Consider the following 24,078-nt stretch of genomic DNA (forward strand, 5'->3'; position numbering starts at 1 on the left):
GCGCGCTTCACGGGGGGCACGCGGCCATCCAATCGAATTGCGCGGATCTGTCAACAAAACGGCGGAGCTCCGCCCCGGCGAGCCGCCGCCGGCCGGCGCGGCCGGCAGACGCGGAGCCTTACCCCCTGCCCTCCGGGGAGAGGTGCTTCTGCCCACCGCGCTCTTCCGACATCCGGCGAGCGCACCACACCGCCGCGCCCACGGCCGACGACAGGGCACCGCGTGAATCACGGCCGCCGCGCCGCGGCCGTGCCGTCCGTGATCACCTCGCTCGCCGCCGAGCCATGCGACCGCGGTGGGCGCGGGCGTGCGGCTCTAGGACGGCGTGATCGCATGTCGCCCGGAGGAGACAGGCTGAGGAAATGGATGGAATCATGCCCCAATAGAATCGTGCAAAAATCGAGTATCGCTGTCAGAGGGCGATTGTAGAGCTCGTACGACCGGCGTATGTTCGGCAGCTTGGTGCGCGACTTCGCTTCGCCGTAGCTCCGCCGCGACGCCCGCGGAGCCATCGGCTGACGGTGTGACCATCCCTCGCGGAACCATCGACTCCACACGGGAGGAAAACATGAATGCAATGAAGCGCATGAGCCCACGATCCGTTGTTCACGCGCTCACGGCCGTCATCGTGGCAGGGCTCGCCCTGCTCGCGCCGCGCCCGGCGCAGGGCCAGTCGTACGAGGAGCCCGACCATTTCTACTGGGCCGACACCCTCGTGGACAACATCGCGCCGGAAGACAACGAATATGGCGGCGGCACGACGTACGTGAGCTGGGCCGGAATCGGAGGAGCCACGGAGTACCGGAGCCGCAGCTTCTGCGCGTCCTTCGTGACGCACGTCCTCAGGCAGGCCTATGAGCTCTCCGTGTACGACATCAACACGTGGTTCGGCAGCATGAGCCCCAACGCGATCCGGTACCACGACAGGATCATCGAGGAGGTCGGCTTCGAGCAGATCCTGACGGTGGGCCAGATCGAGGCGGGCGACATCATCGCGATCGAGTATCCGGCGGGGAGCTCGGCCACCGGGCACGTCGCCATCGCGGCGGGCGCCGCGGTGCCGCGCCCGGCGACCTATCCGTTCATCGCCGGGACGATCCAGCACGATCTCGCCATCCTCGATGCGAGCACCACGGGCCACGGGCTCACGGACACCCGGCGAAAGGCCGACGGCACCTGGCACGCTGGCGTCGGGAGGGGCGTCATGCGCCTTTATGCGACTATCAACGGCTCGATCGTGGGATATTCCTGGAGCGCTCAATCGGGCTCGACGTACTACGCGAAGCAGGTGCGCGATATCGTCATCGGCAGGGTCACGGAGCCCTATATCGCGCTCCCCTTCCCGGGGTAGCGGCGCGCCACGCGGCGGAGCGCCGGCGCGCACTCCAGCAGGTCCGCGTCGAGCTCCAGGCCGTCGAGCATCGCGTGCGTCGCGGTGACGCCGGGCAGCTTGACCTCCGCCGCCCACGCCGCGACGTCCATGAGCTCTCCGCCGACGACCTCCGACGCGCGCATCAGCACCTGGCCCGCGTGCAGACAGAGGTTCACGTGCACCCTCGCGTCGCGCCCCTTGCGATGGCAGAGCTCGCGCTCCAGCAGCAAGGCCGCCTCGACGATGTCCCGCCGCGACGGCCGGTCCGCGGGCTCCGGGGCGTCGAGCTCCCGGAAGAACAGCAAGGTGTTTCCCGTCTCCAGCGCCGCACGGAAGCCCCTCGCGGACAGGAAGCGCGACGCGAGCGGCAGGACGTCATCCATGTCGGCGAGCAGCGCGTCGTCCGGGTCCTCCATCGCGCCGCGATCGGCGAACACCTCGACGTGGATCGCGCCGATCCGGCGCTCCTCCGGGCTCCCGGGCAGCGGCAGGACGCTCTTCCGCCCCGCGGCCACGGCGTCGCGGAGCTCGTCGATGAACTCCGCCGCTGTCTGGTGCCGCATGGCGGGATCCTTCGCCATCGCGCGGAGCACCACCGCGTCGAGCTCGGGGCCCACGGGCGCCTCGCGGCTCGGGCTCGGCGGGTGCACCCAGAGGTGCATGTGCAGGAGCGTCGAGAGCGTGGAGTCGAGGAACGGGAGCTTGCCTGTCAGCATGTAATAGGCGAGCGCGCCGAGCGCGTACACGTCCGTCCTCGCGTCCGCGAGCTGTCCCCGGATCTGCTCCGGCGCCATGCACGCGGGGGTGCCGAGCAGGTGGGTCGGCGTCGTGATGCCCGGCCCGGCGTCGTCGAGGACCTTGGCCACGCCGAAATCGAGGAGGATCACGCGAGGCGCCCCGCCGTCCTCGGCGATGAAGACGTTCGACGCCTTGAGATCGCGGTGGACGATCGCGCTCTTGTGGACCGCCGACAACGCCTCGCAGACAGGCTCGAGGATCTCGAGCGCGTCCTCCGGGGAGAGCCTCCCGCGAGAGATGATGTACGACTGGAGATCGACCCCGCTGAGGAGCTCCATCGCGAAGAACGGCCGTCCTCCGTCGATCTCGCCGCAATCGAGGATCCGGATCACGTTGGGATGATCGATCCGCCGGATCGCCTGGATCTCGCGCTCGAACCGCACGACCGCCTCGCGGGTGAACACGAGCTCCGGGTGGAGCACCTTGACCGCCGCGCGCTGGCCGCTCTCCGCGTGCGCTGCCCGGTAAACGACGCCGAAGCTGCCGTGAGCGATGCTCTGCTCGACGAGGTAGTCGCCTACCCGGCTGCCGGGGGGGAGCATCTGCGGGCGCCCCGACGAGGCGGGCGCCCCACAGGTCTCCACGCAGAGCAACGCCCCACCGGCGGCGTCGTCACACGCCGTGCTGAGCCCGGCGCTCCTGTCTGACGAGGCTCGCGGAGGCGCGCCGCCTTGCGTCAGGACCAACGAACGAACGGTCTCTTGCCACACTCTTGCGGAATAAGCACACCCCGTTCCATCGAGGTGGTCCGGGTGGATGAGGTGCTCATCCACCGCGTCGGACGGGCTAAGCTCTTGCCCAAGGAGGCAGCTTGCCCCGCTGTCCTGTCTGCCATCGCCGCGTTGCCGGCACGAAGCCCTGCCCGCGCGACGCCTGGCGCCCGCCGAGCCCCGCCCCCGACACGGCGCAGGATCCCGCGCCGTCGCTGCCCGGCCTGACGCCGCTGAAGGTCCTCGGCGCCGGCGGCTTCGCGACCGTGTGGGAGGCGGCGCGGACGGGCGGCGGCGAGCCGGTGGCGCTCAAGGTGGGACGGTGGGCGAGCCCGACCATGGCGGAGCGGTTCCGGCGGGACGCGGAGGCGCTCGAGCGGGTGGGGCCGCCTTACGTGCCCCGGATGCACGAGCACGGGACGCTCGCCGACGGGCGGCCGTTCATCGCGATGGAGCTCCTCCGCGGCAGGACGCTCGCCGACGTGCTCGCGGACCTCGAGGCCCCGCCGGCCGCCGCCGACGTCGTGGCCACGGCCGCGGCCATCCTCGATGCGCTCGAGGCGGCGCACGCGAAGAGCGTGATCCACCGCGACCTGAAGCCGGAGAACCTCCTCGTCGCCGAGGGGGGACAGCGCCTCGCGCTCCTCGACTTCGGCCTGACGAAGCACGCGCGCGCGCAGGAAGCGCGTGGTGAAGAGGGCCTCACGGCCCGCGGGACGATCGTCGGCACCCCGGAGTACATGGCCCCGGAGCAGATCCGCGGCGATCCGGTCCAGGACGAGCGCACGGACATCTACGCGTTCGGCGTGATCCTCTACGAGCTGCTGACGCTGCGGCTCCCGTTCGCCGGCGACCGGGGCGAGATCGAGCACGGCCACCTCACGCTGCGCCCCCCTCGACCCCACGAGTTCGCGGCGGTGCCCGAGGAGATCGAGAGGCTCGTCCTCTCGTGCCTCGCGAAGGAGCCCGAGCGCCGCCCGCGCGACGTCGCCGCGCTGCGGGGCGCGCTCGCGCGGGCTTGCCCGGCCGACGCGCAGCCCGCGCCGAACGCGCAGCCCGCGCGGGGCGCGCTGCTCACCGAGGGGCGTCAGCCCGCCGTCGTGCTCGTGGCGGAGGCGAAGAGCGCGTCCGCCGTCGTGATGGGCGCCGTCGCGGCGCGCAAGGGCTTCGTGGCGCGGCAGCGCGGGGGCCGGCTCGTGTGCGTGTTCTCGGGCGTCGACGCGGACGATCCGGTGAGCGCCGCGATCGCGGTCGCGCGCGAGATCGAGGAGCGGCACGCGGGGCGCGCGGCCGTGCACATCGCCGGGCTGATCGTGCGCCGCAAGGAGCAGGGGCCGCCGGCGGTCTACGGAGCGCCTGTCGAGCAGCCGGAAGCCTGGATGCCCCTCGGCGGCTGGGGCGGCGTCGTGCTCACCGCGGATCTCGTGCGGGCGCTGCCCGAGGGCGAGCTCCGCGGCGCCTCGCGCGACCCGGCGCTCTCGCACGCGACCGGCGCGGGGTTCTACCGGCTCGCCCCGCGGTCGCAGCACCCGCCGACCCCGGCGAGCGCCGCGCCGCTCATCGGCCGCGACGAGATCATCGGCGCGCTGGCGGTGAGCATGGAGGCGAGCATGTCCAGCGCGAGCCCTGGCCTGTTCACGCTGATCGGCGAGGCGGGCCTCGGCAAATCGCGCCTGATGGACGAGGCGGCGCTGCTCGTCCTGCGCTTGCAGGAGCGGGCGCAGCTCATCGCGCTGCGCGCGGCGCAGCCGCTCGCGGGCGCGCGGGCGTCGAGCGAGCTGCTCGCCCGCGTGCTCGACGCGGACGTCGGCGCGCCGCCCGCGGACCCGCGGGCGTTCTGCGCGGAGCGGCTCGGCGAGGAGCTCGCCGAGGAGGCGTGGAAGGCGGTGGCCGCGGCGCTCGGGTGGATGCCGCCGGAGCAGACCGGCGCGTCCCCGTGGTCGCTGCGGCAGAGCACGATGCGCGCGATCGCCGAGGGGCTGCGGCGCCGCGCGCGCGAGGCGCCGGTCGCGGTCCTCCTCGACGACGCGCACTGGGCCGACGACGCGGCGCTCGACGCGCTCGAGTTCGCGACGCTCGACGCGCCGGGCTGCGCTCTCTGGGTGCTCGTGGCGGCGCACCCGAGGTTCGAGGACATGCGCCGGAGCTGGGGCGCGCGCGCCGAGCGGCACGATCGCGCGGCGCTCGGGCGGCTGTCGGAGCAGGACGCGATGCGGCTCGCCGCCGCGCTGCTCTTGCCCGCGGAGTACCCGCCCGAGGCCGCGCTCCGGCAGCTCGCGCGCTGGTCCGGGCACAACCCGTCCAGCCTGGCGGAGCTCGTCCGCGCGCTGAAGCGCACGGGCGTGGTCCAGCAGCGCCCGACCGGGGCCTTCTACGTGGCGACCGCCGCGCTCGATCAGCTCCCGCCGCTGCCGGTGTGGCAGTGGCTCGCCGCGCGCCGGCTCGACGCGCTCTCGCCCGAGCTCTCGGCGTGCGTGCGGCTCTGCTCCGCGCTCGGGCCCGACTTCACGCGCGAGGAGGTGGAGGAGATCCAGGACGCGATCGAGCAGGCGGGCGGGGCGAGCACGCCGATGGACGCCGGGGTCGGCCTGGGCGCGCTGTGCGGGCTGGGCCTGCTCGTGCGCGGCGAGCGCGGGATCTACGCGTTCGAGAGCGCGACGTTCCGGGACGCTGTCTACGACGGGCTCGCGCCCGCGCAGCGCCAGGCGATCCACGCGCACGCGTTCGCGTGGTGGCAGGCGCGCGTGGAGCCGCGCGCGCCGGACCGGCGGGGGCTCGCGCACCTGGCGCGGCACGCGGCGGCGTGCGGCGAGCGCGCGCCGGCGGCCGCGGCGCACCTCGCGCTCGGCGATCGGGCGACGGCGAGCCACGACAACGTCGAGGCCGACCAGCGCTACACGGCCGCGCTCGCGCTGCTCGAGGAGGGCGACGCGCGAAGGCGCGCGCACGCGCTCGCCGGCCGAGGCAAGGCGCGCTACTGCCTGCACCGGATCCCCGAGGCGCTCGCGGATCTCGCGCTGGCGCGGGAGCTCGCGCGGGAGCTCGGCGACGGGCGGCTCACCGCGGAGCTCCTGTTCGAGGAGGCGACGGCGCTCGATCACGCGACCGACTACGCGGCGTCGGCGGCGCGCGCGTCGGAGGCCCAGGCGATCGTCGAGCGCCTCGGCGATCGGACGCTGGAGAACCGCCTGCGCATGGCGCTCGGGCGGTCGTGCTGGCGGCAGCAGCGGGTGGCGGAGGCGATCGAGCTCCTGGACCGCGCCTCGACCGGGGCCGCGGCGGAGGGCGACCAGGAGACGCGGGTCATCGCGCTCTTGCTGCTGGCGATGGCGCTGGTGATCGCGGGCCGGCTCGGCGACGCGGAGGCGCGCTTCTGCGAGGTGATCGCGCTGTCCAAGGAGATGAAGGACCGGCTGCACCTCTGCTCGGCGTACGCGAACCGCGCGTACCTGTGGGCCGCCCTGAGCGCGCCGGAGCGCGGGCTCCAGGACCTGAGCCGCGCCGTGGAGCTCGCGCGCGAGATCGGCAACCCTGGGCCGGAGCACGTGGCGACGCACAACCTCGCCGAGCTGCTGCACTGGTGCGGGCGCGAGGACGAGGCGCTGGCGCTGGCGCGCCGCTCGCGCGTGCTCGACGAGCGCTTCGGGGAGCGCGCGGCGCCGGACGACGCGCTGCTCATCGCGCGCATCCAGGCGGCGCGCGGCGAGGTCGGGGAGGCGGCGCGCCTCGTCGCCTGGGTCGCCGACCGGTGCAGCCCCGACGCGTCGGCGCCGGCGCCGTACGCGCTGTTCCGCATGCTGAAGCTGGTGCTCGCGGCCGAGGGGCGCCCGGTCCCGACGGAAGAGGACCCGGAGGACGGCTGGGACGCGCTCACGGACTTCGCGGAGCGCACCTTGCCGGTGGAGGAGCTGCTCGAGGTGCTCTACTTCCACGCGCGCACGGCCGCCTCGGCCGGGCGCCACCAGGAGGCATCGGCGGCGCTCGCCAAGGCGACGCCCGCGCTGGTCGCGTGCCGCATGTGGCAGCCGCGCTTCGAGGCGGTGGCGGCGCTGCTGCCGCGATCGCAAGAGCCGGCGGACGGCGATGCGCAGGACGGAGCGCTGACGCAGAGCGAGTGACGAAAGCTGCGCCCGGGTGAGCCGCTGGAGGGCGGTGCAAATCGCCTCAGCGTGGCGAGAGCGTGTCGCGGCGTAAAAGTTTCGATTGGGTGATCGAGGGTGAGAATGCGCGAAGGGGTCGCGCAATGGGGCGGGGGGTGGATCGGCCGTCGTTCAGGCTGAGGCATTTCGCCTCAGTACGGGAGGAGGGCGAAGCCGACGCGGCTGCCGCGCGCTGCCGAGCTCAACCTGGGTGTACCCGGCTCTGCTCAACCTCGGTCCAGGGGACGCAACCAGGGGCGCAACCTGGGTGCGCCGAGCCGTAGCGATGGACCGGCAGCTCTGGGCCGGCGGAGCTCAACCTCGGTGGGGTGGGGTGGGATGGGAAGAGGCGCGCGTAGTCAGGCGTGGCCCGACGATTGCAGGAATCGCGGAAAACCCCTCGGCACTCCAAGAGAGAGGCGACCCATGAACTTCAGCGCGCGACGAACCGTCCTTGCGATTCCCTGCCTGGTTTTGTTCGGCTGCGCTTCCAGCGCCGATCCGAGCTCCGAGGAGGCCGTAGGCGCCTCGGAGGAGGCGATTGTCTCGGTGAACCGCCTCTCGATGAACCGCCTCTCGATGAATCGCCTCTCGATGAACGGCCTCTCGATGAACCGCCTCTCGGCGAATGGACGGCAGCTGGCCACGACGGACCTGATGCTGGATGCGGATGGTCGTGAGCTCCTTCGCTACACGATCGGCTGCGCGCTTCCTGAGGGGCAGTCGCTGATCGGCACGGTGGACTCGACGACGTATCGGTTCGACGGACGGATCGGCCTCGCGCCCGACTGGTTGCGCGGCCCGCTCCCCGAGAAGTCCCAGCGCTGGGTAACGGCGTGCCTGCTCGCGCATGTGAACGGGTACGGCGTCGAAGTGGCCATCTCCCTGCGCGGCCGGAATCCAGCGCTGGCCACGGACAGCGCGGAGCGGCTCGCCTATCAGCAGGAGGAGATATCCTTTTTTGGCAACATATTCCAGCCGCTCGGCAAGCGTGACGAGCTTGGCGATATCGGCTCGCGGATGTACTCGTGCGGCGGCGCCTTGCTCCAGATGTCGTGCGCCGACGACGCGAGCGCCTTCGTGCCGGAGCGGACGTGCGCGTCGAGGGCCGACTGCAGCCTCAGCTTCCTGGGCGCGTGTCGCGACCTGACGAATTCGACGACCAGCGTGTGCAAGGACGTCTCCCTTCAGGGCTACGGGCGCTGCCAGGCCCCGGCCACCGCGATGTCGGGCAAGCCCGCGGCCACCCGCTACGACGAGGTCATCACCGTCTTTCTGCAGCGGCCTGACTTCTCCGCATTCTACCCGCTCTGCACGCCGCTGTTCCCATGAGTCCGCTCGCCTGCTGCGGGGGACAGCCCTGCTCGACGCGGCGGCGCATCTCGCTCGCAGCCCTCTCCTGAATCCACCGATCGGCACGCGCCCTGCCACGAGCACGAGGCCGCCCCGTCAGCCAGGCGTTCGCCCCGGTCATGGGCTTCCAGGGCCTGCGGCTCGGCGCACTGCTACCGAGCACGTGGGCCGTCGCCGCATAGGGGCATACCCTGCGAGCGCTCCAACCCGGGACGCTACGGCCCGCGGTCCGGTGGGCATCATGGCCATGAAATGCGCTTGGCTGCGCGGTGCCGCGCGCGTGTTCGGCGTCGATCTGGAGGAGTACAGGCCCGAGAAGGCGCGCGAGGTCGCCTCGGCCGAGACGGTCAACGTGGGAGCGGGCGTCGCGCTCGAGTTCATCCGGACGGCGACGTACGGTCGCGGCGCGGGCATCCGCATCGATGCTGGGGATGGAGGCACACCGGACGCCGCTCGAGAATATCTCCAACCTCGTTCACGGCCAGTCGGCTTCGGCCAGGCTCCTGTCCACAAGCATGTGGACAAGCTCCTCGGGTGGATCACGGAGGGCAAGCTCCGCGCCGACGACATCGTCACGCACCGGCTTCCGCTCGCGGAGACAGCCCGGGGATACGACATCTTCAACGCGAAGAAGGAAGGTTGCGTGAAGGTCGTGCTCAAGCCCTGATCGAGCACAAAAGAGACGCGCGCGGCGGCGGGAGGTCGACGCCCAATTCTCCGGCGCATCGTGCACACGCAACCAGGCCACTGCATGGCGCGTCACCGAGGCGGCTGCACGCCATTCTCAGGACACAACCGTGCACACGAGCGCAACACGCCGCGGCGCTCGCTCGCCTCGAACAGCGCTCCATTGCTCAGCTCGGCATTCGCTCGCCTCGCGGCGTGCCAGCTCGACCGATTCACAACACAAGCACGACGTCGCTCACGGCCGCGCCGTGAAACACACGCATCCACCACGTTTCTGCTGGAAACACCGCGCCATGCAGACCGGCGCGCCATTGTTCGAGCGCTCCGCGATACGCTGTGCGAAACGCACGTACGGCAGCAGACGCGATTCTTCGTACGTCGGCATGTCCTCTTCCCACCGCGAACGTTGGATTGAAGCCACGTGGCGGCTCGAAGGACGTAGCGCGATCGTCAGGCGAGACCATGCGTACACGGTCCGGTCCAAGGAAGCGATGCCCCTTGCGATGCATTGCGGCGCGCGCCTCCGCTTCCTGCCGCCCGAGCTCTGCACTCACCTCGCGCCGGAAGACGTCCGCGTCATCCTCCGCGACGGCAGGCGGAAGCGTGAGCGCGATGGCAGCGTCCTCGGGCCATGCTGGGTTGCTCGGGTCGAAGTAGACATCGGGGCGCTTCGCCCGCAGCACGCCGCGACCGAGCTCGCCGACGAGGACCTTCGCCCCCGGCCACTCCCGCGCACGTCGCACGAGTCCCGCCCCCACCGGATTCGCCAGCGTATAGGAGATCTTCTCCACGACGGCCGCTCGTGTTATAAGCCGGACCGCGCTCGTCGCTTCGTGACCCCATACCGGGCCCTCCCATGCTCGGATCGCCTTGGTTCCCAGCGCCACGAGGCGGTGAAAGAACTGCAGAAAACGCGGGAGCACTCCTTCTACGTCCGTGACGACGATGTGCAGGTGCGTGGACATGGCGCATAACGCGTGCACGCGAATGCCATAACGCTTCGCCGAAACCGCGAGCGCATAGACTATCAGCTGAGTAATCGCCGCGTCAGGCCGGAAGAGGAGATGCCGACGCAGCGCGCGTCGCGTGAGGAGATACGTGGCACCGGCGACAACAGGGCGAGGCTGGCTCATGACCGCCCATAGTGCCAAGGGCGTGCCGGGGTCTCGCGCGAATGATTTCGCATGGTTGGCGTTGCGAGGATCTGGCGGCCGCCACCCTTCTCCGCCACTTCCGCCAGGGAGCTCCCGCAGAGCGGGTGGAGAGCGAGCAGTGTCTCCACGGCGCGCTCGACGCCCGCTACCAAGTAGGGTTGTGGGGCAGGCGGGCGCGCCGGGACGGCAGGACGGCAGTCTCCTCCCGGTCGAGTAACACCGCGAAGGGCGGTGGCGTCCCCACGGGAGCGACCGATTTGTACGCAACGTAGGTCACGCCTTCAGGCAACCTGGGTCAGGTCCAACAAGGCCCTCACGGCGGGCCCGCCGTTTCCGGTTGACATCTGGCACGGCACATGGATCAACCACATTGCGCGCGTTCATGGTTGTCGATCTTGTGCGATGCTCTCGCTCGCCATGCTGCTGGAGAACTTCCATGCACCGAACCCTCCTCGCCCAAGGCCTTGTGCTGTCGCTCTCGCCGTTCGGGTGCTCCACCAGCCCGAAGATCCCCGAGGCCTACGGCAAGGCGGTCGTGGCCGTGGACGGGGAGGAGTTGGTCCTTGACACGGGCGATGACGGCAAGCAGCCTGTGCCCAGATTCGACGACGGCTGGGACGTTGACTGCTCTCTCCTCAATGGAGAAACCAATCTGGAGCTGGTCGACCACTCGAAGGGCAGGAGGGGCTTCTACTACCTCGATCTCCACCTGCTCGGCAGCAAGCGCAAAGGCGGCGACGCTGCTGTCGTGAACATGCGAATGTATGTCGACGATGATCTTTTCTATGGCTCTTGTCCGGCCACGCTCCGGACGTCTCAGCAAGAGCCCCACGAATGCGATTTCTCTTTCTCCGACTGCGAGCTGCATCTGCTCGGGAGTGCCCAGGACGTTGTCCTGGCGCGCCTCGAGCTCGCGTCATTTCACTTGAAATGGTGCTTCGTCCAGTGAGGGGCTCGCTCGCGATGTGCGCGAGGTGAGCTTCCCGCCCGGGCAGGCTGCCCACCGTGGCGCGAGGCGCTCCCAGCGGGCGCAGGCCAGGCCTGGGCGCCACGATGGCGCAGGGATCGATCCCGAGGCGGCGCTGGCCGGCGCGTCGGCCCACGGGTACACATCGAGAGCATGGCGGATACGTCTCCCCGGCGAAGGTTCAACGCCGCGTTCGCTCGCTGGTCTCGGCGCGTCCGGCGGCGCCTCGCGCTGGAGTTGATCCTCACCGGCGCCGCCGCCGGCATGGTGCTCGGCGCGGCAGGGGCAGCGGCGGCGTGGCAGACGCGGCACGGCGCGCTGCGCCCCTGGATGGCGGCCGGCGGGCTGCTCGGCGCGGCGGCCGGCGCAGCAGCGGCGCGGCGGCGGCGGTGGTCTGACCCGAACGTGGCGTTGTTCCTCGATGGCAAGCTCGGTTCCTCCGAGTCGATCTCGACGGCCGTGGAGCTCACGGCGGCCGAGCGCACCGAGGTTGACGCGCCCCGGGGCAGCGCCTCGGCGGCGCACGAGGTCGTGCTCGCCCACGCCGCAGCGGCGCTCGAGGGGGCGACCGCGCAGCAGGTCCGCGCGCCGATGTGGCGCTCCTGGCACGCCGGCGCGCCGCTCGCCGCGGCCGTCATCGGTTACCTCACCTGGCTCCCGCTGCCGCCTGCCCCTGCGGCAGCCGCGCCCCCGCCGGGGGCCGAGCAGGTACGCCTCGCCGAGATCGCCGGGCTGGAACGGGTGATCCAGCTCGCCGAGATCGACGCTCGGGACGCAGAGCAGCGCGAGCGGCTCAAGAAGCTCGCCGAGGACGCGAAGGCGCTCCGGCAAAAGCTCCGGAGCGGCGTCGAGCGCCGCGAAGCGCAGGCCGACATCGGCAGGCTCCGCGACGCGATCACGGCCGAGCGCCTGTCGCTCGGCGAGGGCGAGCAGCGCCAGGGAATGGAATCGGCGCTCGGCAAGCTCGGAGAGGATCCCGAGATGAGGCGCGCCGCCAAGGCGTTGGGCGACCGCGACCTCGTGGCGTTCGACGAGGAGATGGAGCGGCTCGCGAACAGGCTCGAAAAAGACGACCGCGCGCGCGCCAGGAAGACGCTCGAGGAGGCCGCCGAGGCAGCGAAGAGGGCCGGCGCCCCCGGCGTGGCGAAGGCGCTCGAAGAGCAACGCAAGCTGCTGGATCAGCGCGGGGAGCAGGCCGACAAGCTGCGGGAGCTGGCGGAGGCGCTCGGCGAGTCGCTCGGCGACGAGGGGCGCGAGGCGCTCGGCGATCTCGGCCGGACCGGGAGCGACAGGGACGCGCGGCGGCTCGCCGACAGCCTCGAGGAGGCGCTGGAGAAGCTGAGCCCCGAGGAGCGCAAGCAGCTCGCCGACCGCCTGAAGCAGCAGATCGCGAGGTCCCCCGGCGGCGCGCCCGGGGAGCCCACGTCGGAGGAGCAGATGCGCCAGCTCGCGCGGCAGCTCGAGACGCCCGAGGGCCAGCGGCTGCTCGAGGAGCATCTGCGCCGGATGGCCCAGGAAGGAGGCCCGAGCAGCGAGGAATCAGGGCGCCAGCGCGCCCTCGACGATGCGCAGCGCGGCGCGGACGAGGCCGAGGGGCAGCTCGGGGGAACGCCTCTCCCGACGCCGGTCGCAGGCGGGTCGAGCCCCTCGGGTCCCAGCGGGGGCCCCGGCCAGGGCGGGCAGCAGGGCTCGCCTGCGGGCGGCTCCGGCAACCAAGGGCCCGCGCAGCCAGGCCACTCGGAGGGGGGTGGGCCGGGCAGCCACGACGGGCAGACCGGCGCGATCGCCGGGGGCGAGCTGCGCTCACGCGCCAGCGCGAGGCTCAACCCGGGACGGCCAATGCCGGGGATCGTGATGGGGCGGACTGCAGGGCGCGCCGGGGACACCGCCAACGTGCAGGGAGAGGGCGCGCTCGGCGTCGTGGGTCCTCAGGAGATCGGCGGCGTCGAACGCAGCGATGTCCCCGAGGAGTACCGCGAGCAGGTAGGGCGCTACTTTCAACCACGGTGAGCCGACGACCCGGAAGCGCGTGGCGGAGCGTGCCGCGCGCTCCGATGACCGGCCTGCAGCCGGCGGTCGGCGGCTCCGTGGAGGCCGGCGCGATCTCCGGCGCGCGCGCGGCGCCCTCTAGAAGCTCGCGCCGAGCAGCAAGCCCTTCGCGTCGGAGGTCACGAGGGGCGCGGCATGAAGGCGGGCGAGCCCCGTGCTCGGGCTCGACGTGCGGCTCGACGTGGTGAGCGCGTACGCGGCGGTCCCGGCGAGGACCACGCCGCCACCGAGGAAGCTCCAGAAGGAGATGTTGGCGAGCGTGCTCTGGGAGTCGCGCAGGTCGAGGCGCCTCGGGCTGCCGGATGGCTCCCCGTCCGCGGACCTGGCCTTCGCCGTGGAGAGGATCGCGAAGGTCACGCCCGAGGCGACCCCGAGCAACCCGACCGCCCCACCCGCGACAACCAGCGGGATGTTCGGGCCCGTGTCGAGGCTCAGCGCGATGCGCTGGTCCGAGCCCCGCGCCACGAACAGCGACGTCGACGTCCTCGCGCCGGCGCGGCGCGCCTCGAGGGTGCGCTTGCCAGGGTCGACGAACACCTGGGCATCCAGGGGCGAGTGCCCGATGAGCTTGCCGTCGATGAGCACCTCGGCGTCGTCGACGTTCACGCTGATCCGGAGCGTACCGACCTGCGACTTGGCCTCGGCGAGCCGCTTCTGCAGGAAGCTCCTCTTCTCGAGCTTCTCGCCGAGCGGAAACGTGTCGAGGGCGTACACGAGGTGCTCGGCCGCCTCGCGAGGCTGATTCACCTCCAGCTCGACGTTCCCGAGGTTGCCCGCGACGTCGAAGCTCTGCTGGAGATCCCACGCCGCCTGATACCGCGCCTCGGCCTCGACGAACCTCCCCTCATCATAGAACCGATTCCCCTCCCGGTAGAGCTGCGCAGCGCGCTCGCCCGCGCGCGAGGTCGCAGGCACACCATCGGTCGGAGAGCTGGGCATCAGCCGCGCCTTGCCAGTCGCGCTCGCGGCGCTGGGCCCCAGCAGGACCGAGGCGCACATCAGGAATAGAGAAGGGAATTTCAAGAATGACTTTCGCATGATGGCTGCCGGCGGGATTGCGATCCGGAGAGGCGATTCCTCAGGGGAATGGACGCGGGGGAGCGGTAGTCCCCGGAGGCGCTGAGGGCAATGCAGCGGGCGCGGACGGCAGGGCCTGTGGTGGGTTCGGCGTGCTCACTGTCGGTTCGTAGACGTCTTCCGGCGTCGGGGGAGCCTTGGGGGGGCGCTTCGCCTGCACCGCGGGACGCGTCGAAGGAGGACGGGCGGCGGCGACCGGCCTGGGGGGCGCGGGCGTCGCGCTCGCCGACGGCACGGCCGACGGCGCCTCCGGCGCGGCAGGAGGCGGCGGCTCCGCGACGAGCGCCACCGGAGGCGACGCCGCCGCGGGCGGCTGCTCGGGCAACGCGCTCGGCGCGGGCGCCGCGACGCGTGGCTCGGGTGTCGGCCCGCGGACCTCGTCGACCCGCGCCGCGTCTTGAGCGATCGGCGGATTGGCGGCGCGCCACAGCACCCAGAAGCCCGCGACGGTCGCGCTCCCCAGGAACACGAGCAGCGCGAACAGGCCGAGCGGCGCGCCGCGGCGGCGCGCCACGAGGGCAGCGGCGGCGGCAGCGGTGGCGGGATCGGGCCGCGCGGCGCTCGGCGGCATCCCCGGGCGAGGCGCGGCGGCGACGGGCTGGGGGGACGGCGCCGCGAGCGGCCGCTGCTTCCGGGGCTCTTCGGGCGGCGGCCAGACGCCGCTACCCACGCCGACGCGCGCCGTGCGCACGCCGCCAGGGCGCACGCCGCCCTGCCCCCCATCGGGAGCGCCGGGCGGAGGGGGCATGCCGTGCACCGGGATCCGGCGCATCGTCGGTCGGTTCCGCTCGTCAACGCCCTTCAACAGCGACGGCGCCACCTGGATCTTCTGCAGATCCATGGCCTGGTGCTCTCGGTTCGGGGGGAGGGTGACCGGAGGAACGTACACCTGCTTGTCGCTCGGCCCCGCCTCGCGATCCTGCCGGCGGCGCGGCCTTGGATCGCCCCACGGCATCGCCCGCTCGGCGGGCGGCGCTGCGGCGGGGCCCGGCACCCCCTCGTCAGGCCTGCGGCGTGAATCCTGCGAAAGCGCGCGCTGCTGCGCGAGCAGAGGGTGCTCTTGCGGTACGAAGTTCGGCGTGTCGTACCCGCGCGACGGCTGCTGAGGCAGCGGCGGCGGATGCGGCTGCGGGGCGGCGTCGCCCGCGGCGCCCTGACCCGCCGGCTGCCCTGGCGAGCTCTTGTTCGCGTTCCTGTTGGTCATGCCTGCCCCTCTCGCCACGCGCAAAAGCCGCGCTGCTGCCCCGCGTGGGCAGGAGCGCATCGAGCACCCGGTCCAAGGCCCCGCATTGTCATGGGCGCGCTCCCGAAGGCGATCTGCCTCGACCGCTGCCCAGCAGACGGCGCGGCGGACGCCGTGGCAGCGCTCCGGCGAGCGCGAGCGCGCCGCGGGCCAGCGTTGGATGCGCGCTGGCCGGCGCGCGGCACCTTGGAGCTCACTCGGGGGCAGGGCCACGGCATAGCCCCGAAGATACCCCACCCAGCCGTCGCCACCACGCACCCAAGCATCACGACCCCTCCGCAGCGATACAACGGCGGGCGCCAGGAATCACCGACATCGGGTCCCTCTGCCGTCAGGGGCGTGACGGGACCGGGCGATGCCCACACGCGTCGAGGTTCCGGACCGGGGTCGCGAGCGCAGTGTGGCCCGGCGGGCTGGCCAGGCATGAGATCGATCCTGGCCACCATCGTGCCGCATTCCTGGAAGGAGCGAGGGATGACCATGGCTACGCCGTCGGCTCTGGCTGGATGCAGCGGTCTCGATTTTTTGCATCCGCCATGGATCTGCGCCCGCCCCCTGCGCCCGCCCCCAGGTTGAGCCGGCCGCCGTCCCTGCCACGCCGCACCCAGGTTGAGCCGGCCACCGTCCGCGCCACGCCGCACCCAGGTTGAGCCGGCCGCCGTCCGCGCCAACGTTGGGAGCTCCCCCGGACCGCCAGCACCCAGGTTGAGCGCTCCCGAGCGCTCCCCGGGTTGAGCGCTCCACCCACAGCCCGCCGGACCGCCAGCACCCAGGTTGAGCGCTCCCCAGGTTGAGCGCTCCACCCACAGCCCCCAGGGTAACGCCTTCGTCGCGCCCCGTGAGATTCCTTGCGATCGCGGCGGTGGCCTCACGGCCGCCGTGAACCCAGGACGCTCACCAGGAACGCCAGGGCGAAGCCAAACAGCACCACGCTCACCACCAGCATCGCCATGGCCGCGCGGCTCGACGCCGCGGCCGCCGGCCGTCGCCTCGTGCGCCTCGCCCCGGCCCCGTACGCCGCCGGGGGCTGCAGCTGCGCAGGTCGCGCCGCGGGCTGCCCCGCCCCACCCGGCGCCGTGAGGCCGAACGCCTCCACGGTCGCGTTCAACGTCGGTGCGACGACCGCGCGCACCGGCGGCACCGTCAGCGGCGCCGTGCTCTGCCAGCCCAACCCCGGTGGCACGACCGGCGTCACCACCGACGCCGTCCCCGCCCCGCTGCCGAGCGCCGCGGCGAGCCGCGACAGCTCCGCCGCGAACGCCGGGGCATCCGGGAAGCGGAGCTCCGGGCGCTTCTCCAGCGCCCTCATCACGGCGCGGTCGAGCTCCGGCGGCACCGGCCGCGGGGCGTGCCACGACGGCGGCGCCGGGACCTCGCTGGCGTGCGCGCGCACCAGCTCGTGGACGGGCCTCACATGCTCGAACGGCCCACGGCCAGCGAGCAGCGTGTAGAGCACCACGCCCGCCGCATACACGTCGGTGCGCGCGTCGACCGCGAGCCCGCAGGCCTGCTCGGGCGAGAGGTAGCGCGGCGTGCCGACGAGCACCCCCTCCTCGGTCTGGTAGAGCGACGGCGCCGGCGCGCGGCCGTCGCCGGCCGGGGCCACCACCTTGGCGATGCCGAAATCGAGCACCTTCACCACGCGCCGCCCCTGCGCGTCCGCGTCGCACACGAACAGGTTCTCGAGCTTCACGTCGCGGTGCACGATGCCCGCGCCGTGCGCCGCGGCCAGGCCGGCGAGCGTCTGCGCCACCAGGTCGAGCGCCTCCAGCGCCGGCAGCGCGCCGCGCGCCGCCAGCTCCTCGCGCATCGTCCGGCCGTAGAGCCGCTCCATGACGAGGAACGTCCGCCCCTCGGCCGTCCGCCCGAAGTCGGTGACCGTCACCAGGTTGGGGTGAGCGAGCCGCGCCAGCGACTGCGCCTCGACGCGCATCCGCTCCACCAGCCGCGGCTCGCGGTTGAGATCGCGGTGCAGCAGCTTCACCACCACCGGCTTGTCGAGGCCCACGTGCGCGGCCTCGATCACCTCGCCCATCCCGCCTCGCCCGAGCCAGCGCACAGGTCGGTACGGCGTGCCGTACAGCAGGGTGTCGCTCAGCTCTGGCGCCGCGCATCCGCGGTCTTCGTGCGAAGGCAAGGCCATCCTCCGCGGGCCGAGGTGGTGCCGCCGTCGTGACGCGACGCGAGGATCGAATCCCCCTCTCGCTCCCGGACCTCGAGCGCGCGGGCGCTCTTTTCACACGCCCTCCCGGAGCGCTCAAGATTTCGACAGATCCGCGCGCGAGCGCATCCTGAAGCATTCCCGCGACGAGATCCAAATTTCCACACAGCATCACGAATGCGTCCGATTCCGGAGCGCGGCGCGCGGGCGAACCGGTGCTCAAGCGACGGTGTCCGCGGTGCTCGCGGGTTCGTCGCTCCCTTGCGCGGCGGCGCGCGCCAGAGTCGCCTGTTCGGCCGCGAGGGCCGCCTCGTCCTCCTGGGCGAGGAGCGCGCTCGTCTCGGTGAAGGCTGCCTCGCGCTGCGCGATGAGGGCGGCGCACCGCGAGCGCGCCGCGGCGAGCAGGCCGAGGCCGGCGGCGACCCAGCCGACGGAGGCCGCGTACCCGGCGATCACGACGGGCCCAGGATCGCCCCCGGTGGCCTTGGAGATCATCGCGAACGCGTAGAACGGCGAGGGCGCCGCGACGAGGAGCGCCCTGTCGCTGGTGCTGAGCTCCGCGACGAGGCCGGCGATGGCCGCGATGATCCACGGGCCGACCGCGATCGCGAAGAGCAGCGTCAGGAGCAGCACGCGCGCGATCATGGGCGAGGCGGTCCGCGCGCGGAGGAAGGCGCCTAGCCCGACGAGGAACACGTAGAAGGCAAGCGCGTAGACGGCGAAGTACTCGAGCTGCCGCGTCTGGATCTCCGGCGACGCGATGGCCACGCCGGCGACGAGCCGGTGGCCGACGGCCCAGAGCGCGACGACCGCCGGGACGCCCACCGCGAGCAGGAGGTACGCCGAGCGCGCGACGCCGGGGCCGAGGAAGCGGCGCAGCCGGCTCACGCGGCGACGGGCCCAGTGCACCTCGACGCGGCGCGACGGGCCGATCGGCTCGCCGGCGAAGAGGGACACGCAGAACGTCAGGTGCGCGAACATCGCGCACATCCCCGCGATGATCGCGGGCAGGCGGTCGGTCGGATCCACCGAGAACGCCGGCACCGACGCGGCGGCGGCGACAACGGGCGTGCAGACCGCGAACCACGTCTTCAGGCCGGAGGAGCGATCGTCGCTCTCGCTCGTGAGGTTCGCGACGGTCACCTGGTACAGGAACCAGGCCGGGACGGCGATCGCCGCGACCGGCAGGAGGACCAGGAACAGCGCGTAATCGAGGCCGAAGGGCGCGCGCTGGTAGGCGACCGGGAGCCAGATCGGAGGGCCCTCGGGCACCTCCGGCCAGGCCAGGTGCGCCGCGTACGAGAGCCCGGCCCCGCCCGCCATGAACAGGCAGATCGACAGGGGGAACGCGAGCAGCAGCGTGACGAGGATCGCCGCGCGGAGGCTCGACATGGTCGAGCTGATCGCGAGCCCGAAGGCGACGCTGAGCAGCGCGAGCAGGAAGAGGAACGCGAACGCGATCACCACCTCGGTCGCCGTGATCCCGCCGAACAGGAACGGCATCGCCCCGACCGGCGCGAGCATCACCACGTACATCGAGATCGCCGTGTAAGCGGCGAGGAACTTGCCGCGCGCGATCTCGCCGGGCGGGATGCCCGTCAGGAGCACCGCCTCCCAGGTGCGGCCCTCGCGCTCCGAGGCGATGCTGTTCGCGGCGACCGCCGGCCCGACCAGCGCGACAACGAAGTACGCGATCGAGAAGAAGACCTGGAACAGGATCACCCCCGTCTTCGCGGGCGCGACGTCCCTCGAGGTGATGCCGCCGATCGACGCGATGAGCAGCGTCATCAGCACGGCGAACACCAGGAGGATCACCGGCGTGCGGGCGAGGCGCGCCGCCTGCCTGAGCTCGCGGATCCAGATCGGGTTCGGCTCGCCGACGAGGCGCGCCGCGCGGTGCCTCGCCCGATCGACGAGCCGCTGCGACGCCGGACCGGCGGGCGACGTGGAGCCAGTCTGCACGCTCACTGCACCTCTCCTTGCGTGACCTCGAGGAAGATGCGCTCGAGCTCGTTGCGCTCCGGCTCGACCCCGATCACGCCGATCCCGCTCCGGACGAGGTGGTGCACGATCTCGGCGATCTTGACGTCGTTGCCCACGTAGCCGACGTGCACGGCGCCCGCGATGACCTCGACGTCGTCGATCCCCGGCCCGCCCCGGAGCAGGTAGGCCGCGGCCTCGGGCTCGCCGAGGACCCGCACCTTGACCTTGCGCCGCGGCAGCGGCGACGGCCCAGCGTACGCCGGCGCCGCGCCGTGGGGCGGGTGCGGGCCGTACCCTGGCGGCGGACCGGCCACGGGCGCAGGTTCGCCCGCGGCCGGAGCCCCCGGCGCGCCCTCGGGTGGAGTGGCCTCGGGGCCGTACGGCGGCGGCGCGGGATGCGCGTGCGCCGCGCGCGCGCCGGCGTGGCGGGGCGGCGCGTGCCCGTGCGCCTGCGCGGCGCGAAGCGCCTCGAGGCGCGCCGCGATCTCCCCGATCGGACCGGCGACGACGAGGCGGCCCTTCTCGAGGATCCCGATCGACGTGCACACGTCGGAGAGCTCCGTGAGGATGTGCGAGGAGAGGAAGATCGTCTTCCCCAGGCTCCGGAGCTCGAGCAGGAGGTCGCGGATCTCGATGCGCGCGCGCGGATCGAGATCGCTCGCCGGCTCGTCCAGGATGAGGACCTTGGGGTCGTGCAGCAGGATCCTCCCGAGCTGGAGGCGCTGCTTCATCCCCTTCGACATGGTGGCGACGATCCGGTCCTGGATCTTGCCGAGATCGGTCAGCTCCAGGACGGCGTCGACCACCTCGAGCGACGGCACCCGGAACGCGTCCGCGAAGAACTCGAGGTACTCGCGCACCGTGATCCGGTCGTACACGCCGGCGTGATCCGGCATGTACCCGATGCTGCGGCGGACCGCCGCCGGGTCGATCGTGACGTCGACGCCGTCGATCTCGACCCGCCCCGCCATCGGCTCGAGCAGGGTCGCCATGACCCGGATCGTCGTCGTCTTGCCCGCGCCGTTCGGCCCGATGAAGCCGAAGATCTCGCCCGGGCCCACGTCGAAGGTGACGTCCCGGAGCACGTCGAGCGCGCCGAAGCGGTGCGAGAGGTGACGGACGCGGATCGTCGGCGCGGGCCGCTCGATCCGCGGCGCGAGGGGCGGCGCGGCGCTCACGGTCGACCTCCGTGGCCGACGATCCGCACGAGCACGCGGTCGCTCTCGATGCGCAGCCCCGAGTCGCTCGCGCGCCCCTCACCGCCGTCGAGCTGGCCGAGCAGGACGGGCACGCCGGCCGGGAACCAGTCGACGGCGGTCCCGGCCGCCTCCTCGACGGCCAGCCACGCGTCGCCGAGCCCCGGGGCGTCGGGCTCGAGGAGAGGGCCGAGCAGGCTGCCGCCGAGGTCGTGGACATCCAGCCCGCCGACCCGCCGCCCGAGGCTCACGTGCGCCAGCCAGTACTGCCCCTTGCTGTGCGCCCCGAGGTCGAGCCCGGCGCGCGACGAGACCTGCTCCCCGTCCCGGATGCGGGCGAAGTAGCGGGCCACCCCCGTCGAGATCCACAGGACGGCGCCGCGGAGATCGCGTCCGCTCCGGTTGGTCACGACGACGTCCCCGCTCGGCTCCTCGACGATCGCGATGCCGTCCCCGAGCGGCGCGACGCCGTCCTCGCGGACGATCACCGTCTGCCACGGGAGCGCGGCGACCTTCGTCAGCCGGGCCCCGCCGCGGTCCACGAGGAGCCGATCGCGCCGCTCCGAGAGCTCGGCCTGCACCGCCGTGCTGATGACGCCGCTCGCGTCGGTCGTGCGGACGGTGAGCTCCTCCGCGCGCGGGACGAAGAAGCCGCGGAACCGTCGCACCGCCCCCTTCGAGATGCCCGCCCCCGCCTCGATCAGCGTGAGGTGGCGCGCCCTGCCGCGCACCCCCTTCGCGATCAGGCCCACGCCGACGATCGCCGTAAACGCGACCGCCGCGTACACGGGCAGGCGCCGGAGCGCGCGCAGCGGCCTGCCCTGCCGCGCGGCGCGCGCGAAGTTGATCGGGCCGGCGAGCACCGCGTAGATGCAGAGCAGCATCGCGGAGACCCCGATCGCCCAGCGCGAGCTCTCGTTCGGATCGAGCTCCCGCCGCACCGGATCCAGGTCGAGGCCCATCGCCTCCTCCCCCGGGCGGAAGGCGATCGTGGAGCGGCGGTCGTGGGCGCGGCGCGCGAGATCGGCCACCCGGATCTTCGCCCACGGGTCGCTGGATGCGGGCGGGCGCGTCGGGTCGAACGCGAGCAGGTGCACCTCGCCGAGGCCGTAGGACGCGGAGCTGCCGTACGCGCTCGCGCGAAGGTTGCCGCCCGACCAGCCGGAGAGCGCCTCGGCCACCGCGGGGCCCGCGCTCGGCGCGGGCAGGAGCACGTTGCCCTGCTTGCCGAGGCCGCCCGGCGCGGCCGGCGGCGCGATCTCCACGAGCGTGGGCGGCGCGACGCCCGCCTTCGCCACCTGGCCGCCGACGAGCGCCGCGAGCGTCGGGTGCCGCAGATCCTCGGGGCGCGCCACGGCCAGCGCCAGCGTGCCGCCGGAGAGCACGTAGCCGGCGAGCGCCTCGAGCTCGGCGCCCTGCAGCCTCGAGAGCGTGTCGGTGCGCATGAGCACCGCGTCCGCGGCGCTGTACAGGGCCGCCCGGTCGGGCAGCAGCGGATCGCCGGTCGCGCTGTCGTAGCGCGGCTGCCCGACCCACAGGACAGGGCTCGACGACCCGGGGCCGCGGCCGGCCGGCAGGTACAGCGGCGCGACCGGCGCCTCGTGGAGGCCGCTCCGGACGAGCGACGTCTCGCTGACGTCGAACAGCACCACGCCGTGCTGCATGGTCGACGAGAGCGCGTGCGACCAGACCTGCGCGCCGCGCTCGTCGAGCGCCCGCACCTGCACGTCGGCGAAGGGCGACACCTGCACCGGCACGCGCAGGTTGACCGACGCGCCCGCCGCGACGGTGTACGGCGCCGTCGCGACGAAGACGCGGTGCTCGCCGTAGCGCGTCGACGAGACCTCGACGTCCCCTCGAGCCGCCTTGCCGCCGTTGTTCTGGATGCGCACGACGACCTGGTTCCACCCCCAGGGCACCGCGCCGCTCGTCCCGAACACGGGCGCGGCGTCGACGGCGAGCTCCGGCGCGCCCGGCGCCGGCGCCTGCCCGAGCGCGGGCCCCGCCGCCGTGATCGCCGCGAGCCACGCCGCGCCTGCCGCGGCCCGCGCCGCGGGAGCGACCCGGCGCGCCCTCCCCCGCGCGTCAGCGCCGCGCCTCATCGACGGATCGCCTGCGCCACGGCCTCGGGCCGCGCCTCGATCGCCGTGAGGAGCGCGGAGATCACCTGATCGGTCGTGATCCCCTCCGCCTCGCCCTCGAAGGACCGGATCATGCGATGGCGGAGCACCGGCTTCGCGACCCGCTGCACGTCGGCGAAGGCGACGTGCGCCCTGCCCTGGAGCAGCGCCACGGCCTTCGCGGCCAGCACCAGCGACTGCGCGCCGCGCACCCCGGCGCCGAACCGGAGCGCCCTGCGCACGATCTCGGGCGCCCCCTCGGCGGAAGGGTCGCTCGCCCGCGTGAGCCGCGACGCGTACCGCATGACCGGCTCGGCGACAGCGACGTCGCGGCAGAGCGAGCGGAGCGACAGCACGTCGTCGCGGGTGAGCACCCGCGGCGGCGGCCCGCGGTCGTGGCCCGTGGTCCGCGCGAGGATCTCGGTCAGCTCGTCCTCGGTCGGGCTCGGCACGAGCACCTTGAGCAGGAACCGATCGAGCTGCGCCTCCGGCAGCGGGTAGGTCCCCTCCATCTCGATCGGGTTCTCGGTGGCCAGCACGAAGAACGGCTCCTCCATCGCGTACCGCGTGCCCGCGATGGTGCACGCGTGCTCCTGCATGGCCTCGAGCAGCGCGCTCTGCGTCTTCGGCGTCGCCCGGTTGATCTCGTCGGCCAGGATCACCTGCCCGAAGATCGGCCCCCTGTGCAGCGAGAAGTGGCGCGAGCCGTCCGCGGCCGAGACGAGCACGTTGGTCCCTGTCACGTCGCTCGGCATGAGATCCGGGGTGAACTGGATGCGCGAGAACCTGAGATCGAGGCAGCCGGCGATGGTCCTGACGAGGAGCGTCTTGCCGAGCCCGGGCGCCCCCTCGAGCAGGACGTGCCCCCCGGCGATGATGCCCCAGAGCGTCTGCTCGATGACGTCGCCCTGGCCGACGACGGCCTGCCCGATCGCCTCGCGCAGCCGAGCGCTCGTCTGCTGCGCGATCTCGAGCCTCGCCTCGAAGGAGGCAGGGGCAGCGCCCTGCCCTCCGTCAATACCCGCGCCTGATTCCGCCGCCATCTGGTCGCCCTCGGGCGACGACCATA

At 72.8% G+C, this 24,078-nt stretch carries 15 protein-coding genes; 6 read left to right on the plus strand and 9 right to left on the minus strand.

Annotation, left to right across the window (positions count from 1 at the left end):
* The first annotated feature begins 586 nt into the window (after positions 1-586).
* Positions 587-1,351, plus strand: a complete 765-nt coding sequence (locus WMF42_RS36320; protein ID WP_437687647.1) for a hypothetical protein — start codon at positions 587-589, stop codon at positions 1,349-1,351.
* On the opposite strand, the gene WMF42_RS36325 is transcribed toward WMF42_RS36320, so the two are convergent.
* A complete protein-coding gene (locus WMF42_RS36325; RefSeq protein ID WP_155798949.1) occupies positions 1,324-2,712 on the minus strand; it encodes a serine/threonine-protein kinase in 1,389 nt (462 codons plus the stop codon). The two genes, WMF42_RS36320 and WMF42_RS36325, sit on opposite strands and share 28 nt — an antisense overlap.
* 269 nt (positions 2,713-2,981) lie before the next feature.
* Here WMF42_RS36325 and WMF42_RS36330 point away from each other — a divergent pair, with 269 nt between their 5' ends.
* The 3 genes from WMF42_RS36330 (at position 2,982) to WMF42_RS36340 (ending at position 9,039) form a co-directional block, all read left to right on the plus strand.
* On the plus strand, positions 2,982-6,998 hold the full coding sequence (locus WMF42_RS36330; protein WP_437687649.1) for a protein kinase domain-containing protein: 4,017 nt from the start codon (positions 2,982-2,984) through the stop codon (positions 6,996-6,998).
* A 447-nt stretch (positions 6,999-7,445) separates the two neighbouring features.
* Positions 7,446-8,351, plus strand: coding sequence for a hypothetical protein (locus WMF42_RS36335; RefSeq protein WP_155798726.1), 906 nt, complete (start codon positions 7,446-7,448; stop codon positions 8,349-8,351).
* 268 nt (positions 8,352-8,619) lie between these two features.
* A complete protein-coding gene (locus WMF42_RS36340; protein ID WP_437687651.1) occupies positions 8,620-9,039 on the plus strand; it encodes a hypothetical protein in 420 nt (139 codons plus the stop codon).
* 232 nt (positions 9,040-9,271) lie between these two features.
* On the opposite strand, the gene WMF42_RS36345 is transcribed toward WMF42_RS36340, so the two are convergent.
* Positions 9,272-10,192, minus strand: coding sequence for a transposase (locus WMF42_RS36345; protein ID WP_081426784.1), 921 nt, complete (start codon positions 10,190-10,192; stop codon positions 9,272-9,274).
* A 457-nt stretch (positions 10,193-10,649) separates the two neighbouring features.
* Here WMF42_RS36345 and WMF42_RS36350 point away from each other — a divergent pair, with 457 nt between their 5' ends.
* Positions 10,650-11,162, plus strand: coding sequence for a hypothetical protein (locus tag WMF42_RS36350; RefSeq protein WP_437687653.1), 513 nt, complete (start codon positions 10,650-10,652; stop codon positions 11,160-11,162).
* Positions 11,163-11,333: 171 nt separating this feature from the next.
* Positions 11,334-13,190: a hypothetical protein gene (locus WMF42_RS36355; RefSeq protein WP_437687655.1), complete on the plus strand. Its 1,857-nt coding sequence runs from the start codon at positions 11,334-11,336 to the stop codon at positions 13,188-13,190.
* A gap of 117 nt (positions 13,191-13,307) precedes the next feature.
* Here the strand turns inward: WMF42_RS36355 and WMF42_RS36360 are convergent, their stop codons facing one another.
* The 7 genes from WMF42_RS36360 to WMF42_RS36390 form a co-directional block, all read right to left on the minus strand.
* Positions 13,308-14,168 carry a hypothetical protein gene (locus WMF42_RS36360; protein WP_061610567.1) on the minus strand — a complete coding sequence of 287 codons (861 nt, stop codon included), beginning with the start codon at positions 14,166-14,168 and terminating at the stop codon, positions 13,308-13,310.
* A gap of 139 nt (positions 14,169-14,307) precedes the next feature.
* Positions 14,308-15,510, minus strand: coding sequence for a hypothetical protein (locus WMF42_RS36365; RefSeq protein WP_437687657.1), 1,203 nt, complete (start codon positions 15,508-15,510; stop codon positions 14,308-14,310).
* Positions 15,511-16,417: 907 nt separating this feature from the next.
* Complete coding sequence (locus WMF42_RS36370) at positions 16,418-17,692, minus strand: serine/threonine-protein kinase (protein ID WP_437687659.1); 1,275 nt, start codon at positions 17,690-17,692, stop codon at positions 16,418-16,420.
* Positions 17,693-17,929: 237 nt separating this feature from the next.
* Positions 17,930-19,678: an ABC transporter permease subunit gene (locus tag WMF42_RS36375; RefSeq protein WP_061610565.1), complete on the minus strand. Its 1,749-nt coding sequence runs from the start codon at positions 19,676-19,678 to the stop codon at positions 17,930-17,932.
* Entirely contained in the window at positions 19,675-20,871 is a 1,197-nt protein-coding gene (locus WMF42_RS36380; RefSeq protein ID WP_437687661.1) for an ABC transporter ATP-binding protein, read from the minus strand. Before WMF42_RS36380 ends, WMF42_RS36375 begins: the two co-directional genes overlap by 4 nt.
* A complete protein-coding gene (locus WMF42_RS36385; RefSeq protein ID WP_437687663.1) occupies positions 20,868-22,991 on the minus strand; it encodes a hypothetical protein in 2,124 nt (707 codons plus the stop codon). Before WMF42_RS36385 ends, WMF42_RS36380 begins: the two co-directional genes overlap by 4 nt.
* Positions 22,988-24,052, minus strand: coding sequence for an AAA family ATPase (locus tag WMF42_RS36390; RefSeq protein WP_437687665.1), 1,065 nt, complete (start codon positions 24,050-24,052; stop codon positions 22,988-22,990). The genes WMF42_RS36385 and WMF42_RS36390 overlap by 4 nt, the downstream gene beginning before the upstream one ends.
* Positions 24,053-24,078: the final 26 nt, after the last annotated feature.

The sequence above is a fragment of the Sorangium sp. So ce176 genome (assembly GCF_051519835.1).
GTDB classification, from domain to species: Bacteria; Myxococcota_A; Polyangia; order Polyangiales; family Polyangiaceae; genus Sorangium; species Sorangium cellulosum_G.

What these genes read in the sequence shown, in the direction of transcription:
- WMF42_RS36320 (WP_437687647.1), top strand. Translation starts at nt 587, where the DNA reads ATGAGCCCACGATCCGTTGTTCACGCGCTCACGGCCGTCATCGTGGCA.
- WMF42_RS36325 (WP_155798949.1), bottom strand. Translation starts at nt 2,712, where the DNA reads ATGCTCCCCCCCGGCAGCCGGGTAGGCGACTACCTCGTCGAGCAGAGC.
- WMF42_RS36335 (WP_155798726.1), top strand. Translation starts at nt 7,446, where the DNA reads ATGAACTTCAGCGCGCGACGAACCGTCCTTGCGATTCCCTGCCTGGTT.
- WMF42_RS36340 (WP_437687651.1), top strand. Translation starts at nt 8,620, where the DNA reads ATGAAATGCGCTTGGCTGCGCGGTGCCGCGCGCGTGTTCGGCGTCGAT.
- WMF42_RS36345 (WP_081426784.1), bottom strand. Translation starts at nt 10,192, where the DNA reads ATGAGCCAGCCTCGCCCTGTTGTCGCCGGTGCCACGTATCTCCTCACG.
- WMF42_RS36350 (WP_437687653.1), top strand. Translation starts at nt 10,650, where the DNA reads ATGCACCGAACCCTCCTCGCCCAAGGCCTTGTGCTGTCGCTCTCGCCG.
- WMF42_RS36355 (WP_437687655.1), top strand. Translation starts at nt 11,334, where the DNA reads ATGGCGGATACGTCTCCCCGGCGAAGGTTCAACGCCGCGTTCGCTCGC.
- WMF42_RS36360 (WP_061610567.1), bottom strand. Translation starts at nt 14,168, where the DNA reads ATGCCCAGCTCTCCGACCGATGGTGTGCCTGCGACCTCGCGCGCGGGC.
- WMF42_RS36365 (WP_437687657.1), bottom strand. Translation starts at nt 15,510, where the DNA reads ATGACCAACAGGAACGCGAACAAGAGCTCGCCAGGGCAGCCGGCGGGT.
- WMF42_RS36370 (WP_437687659.1), bottom strand. Translation starts at nt 17,692, where the DNA reads ATGGCCTTGCCTTCGCACGAAGACCGCGGATGCGCGGCGCCAGAGCTG.
- WMF42_RS36385 (WP_437687663.1), bottom strand. Translation starts at nt 22,991, where the DNA reads ATGAGGCGCGGCGCTGACGCGCGGGGGAGGGCGCGCCGGGTCGCTCCC.
- WMF42_RS36390 (WP_437687665.1), bottom strand. Translation starts at nt 24,052, where the DNA reads ATGGCGGCGGAATCAGGCGCGGGTATTGACGGAGGGCAGGGCGCTGCC.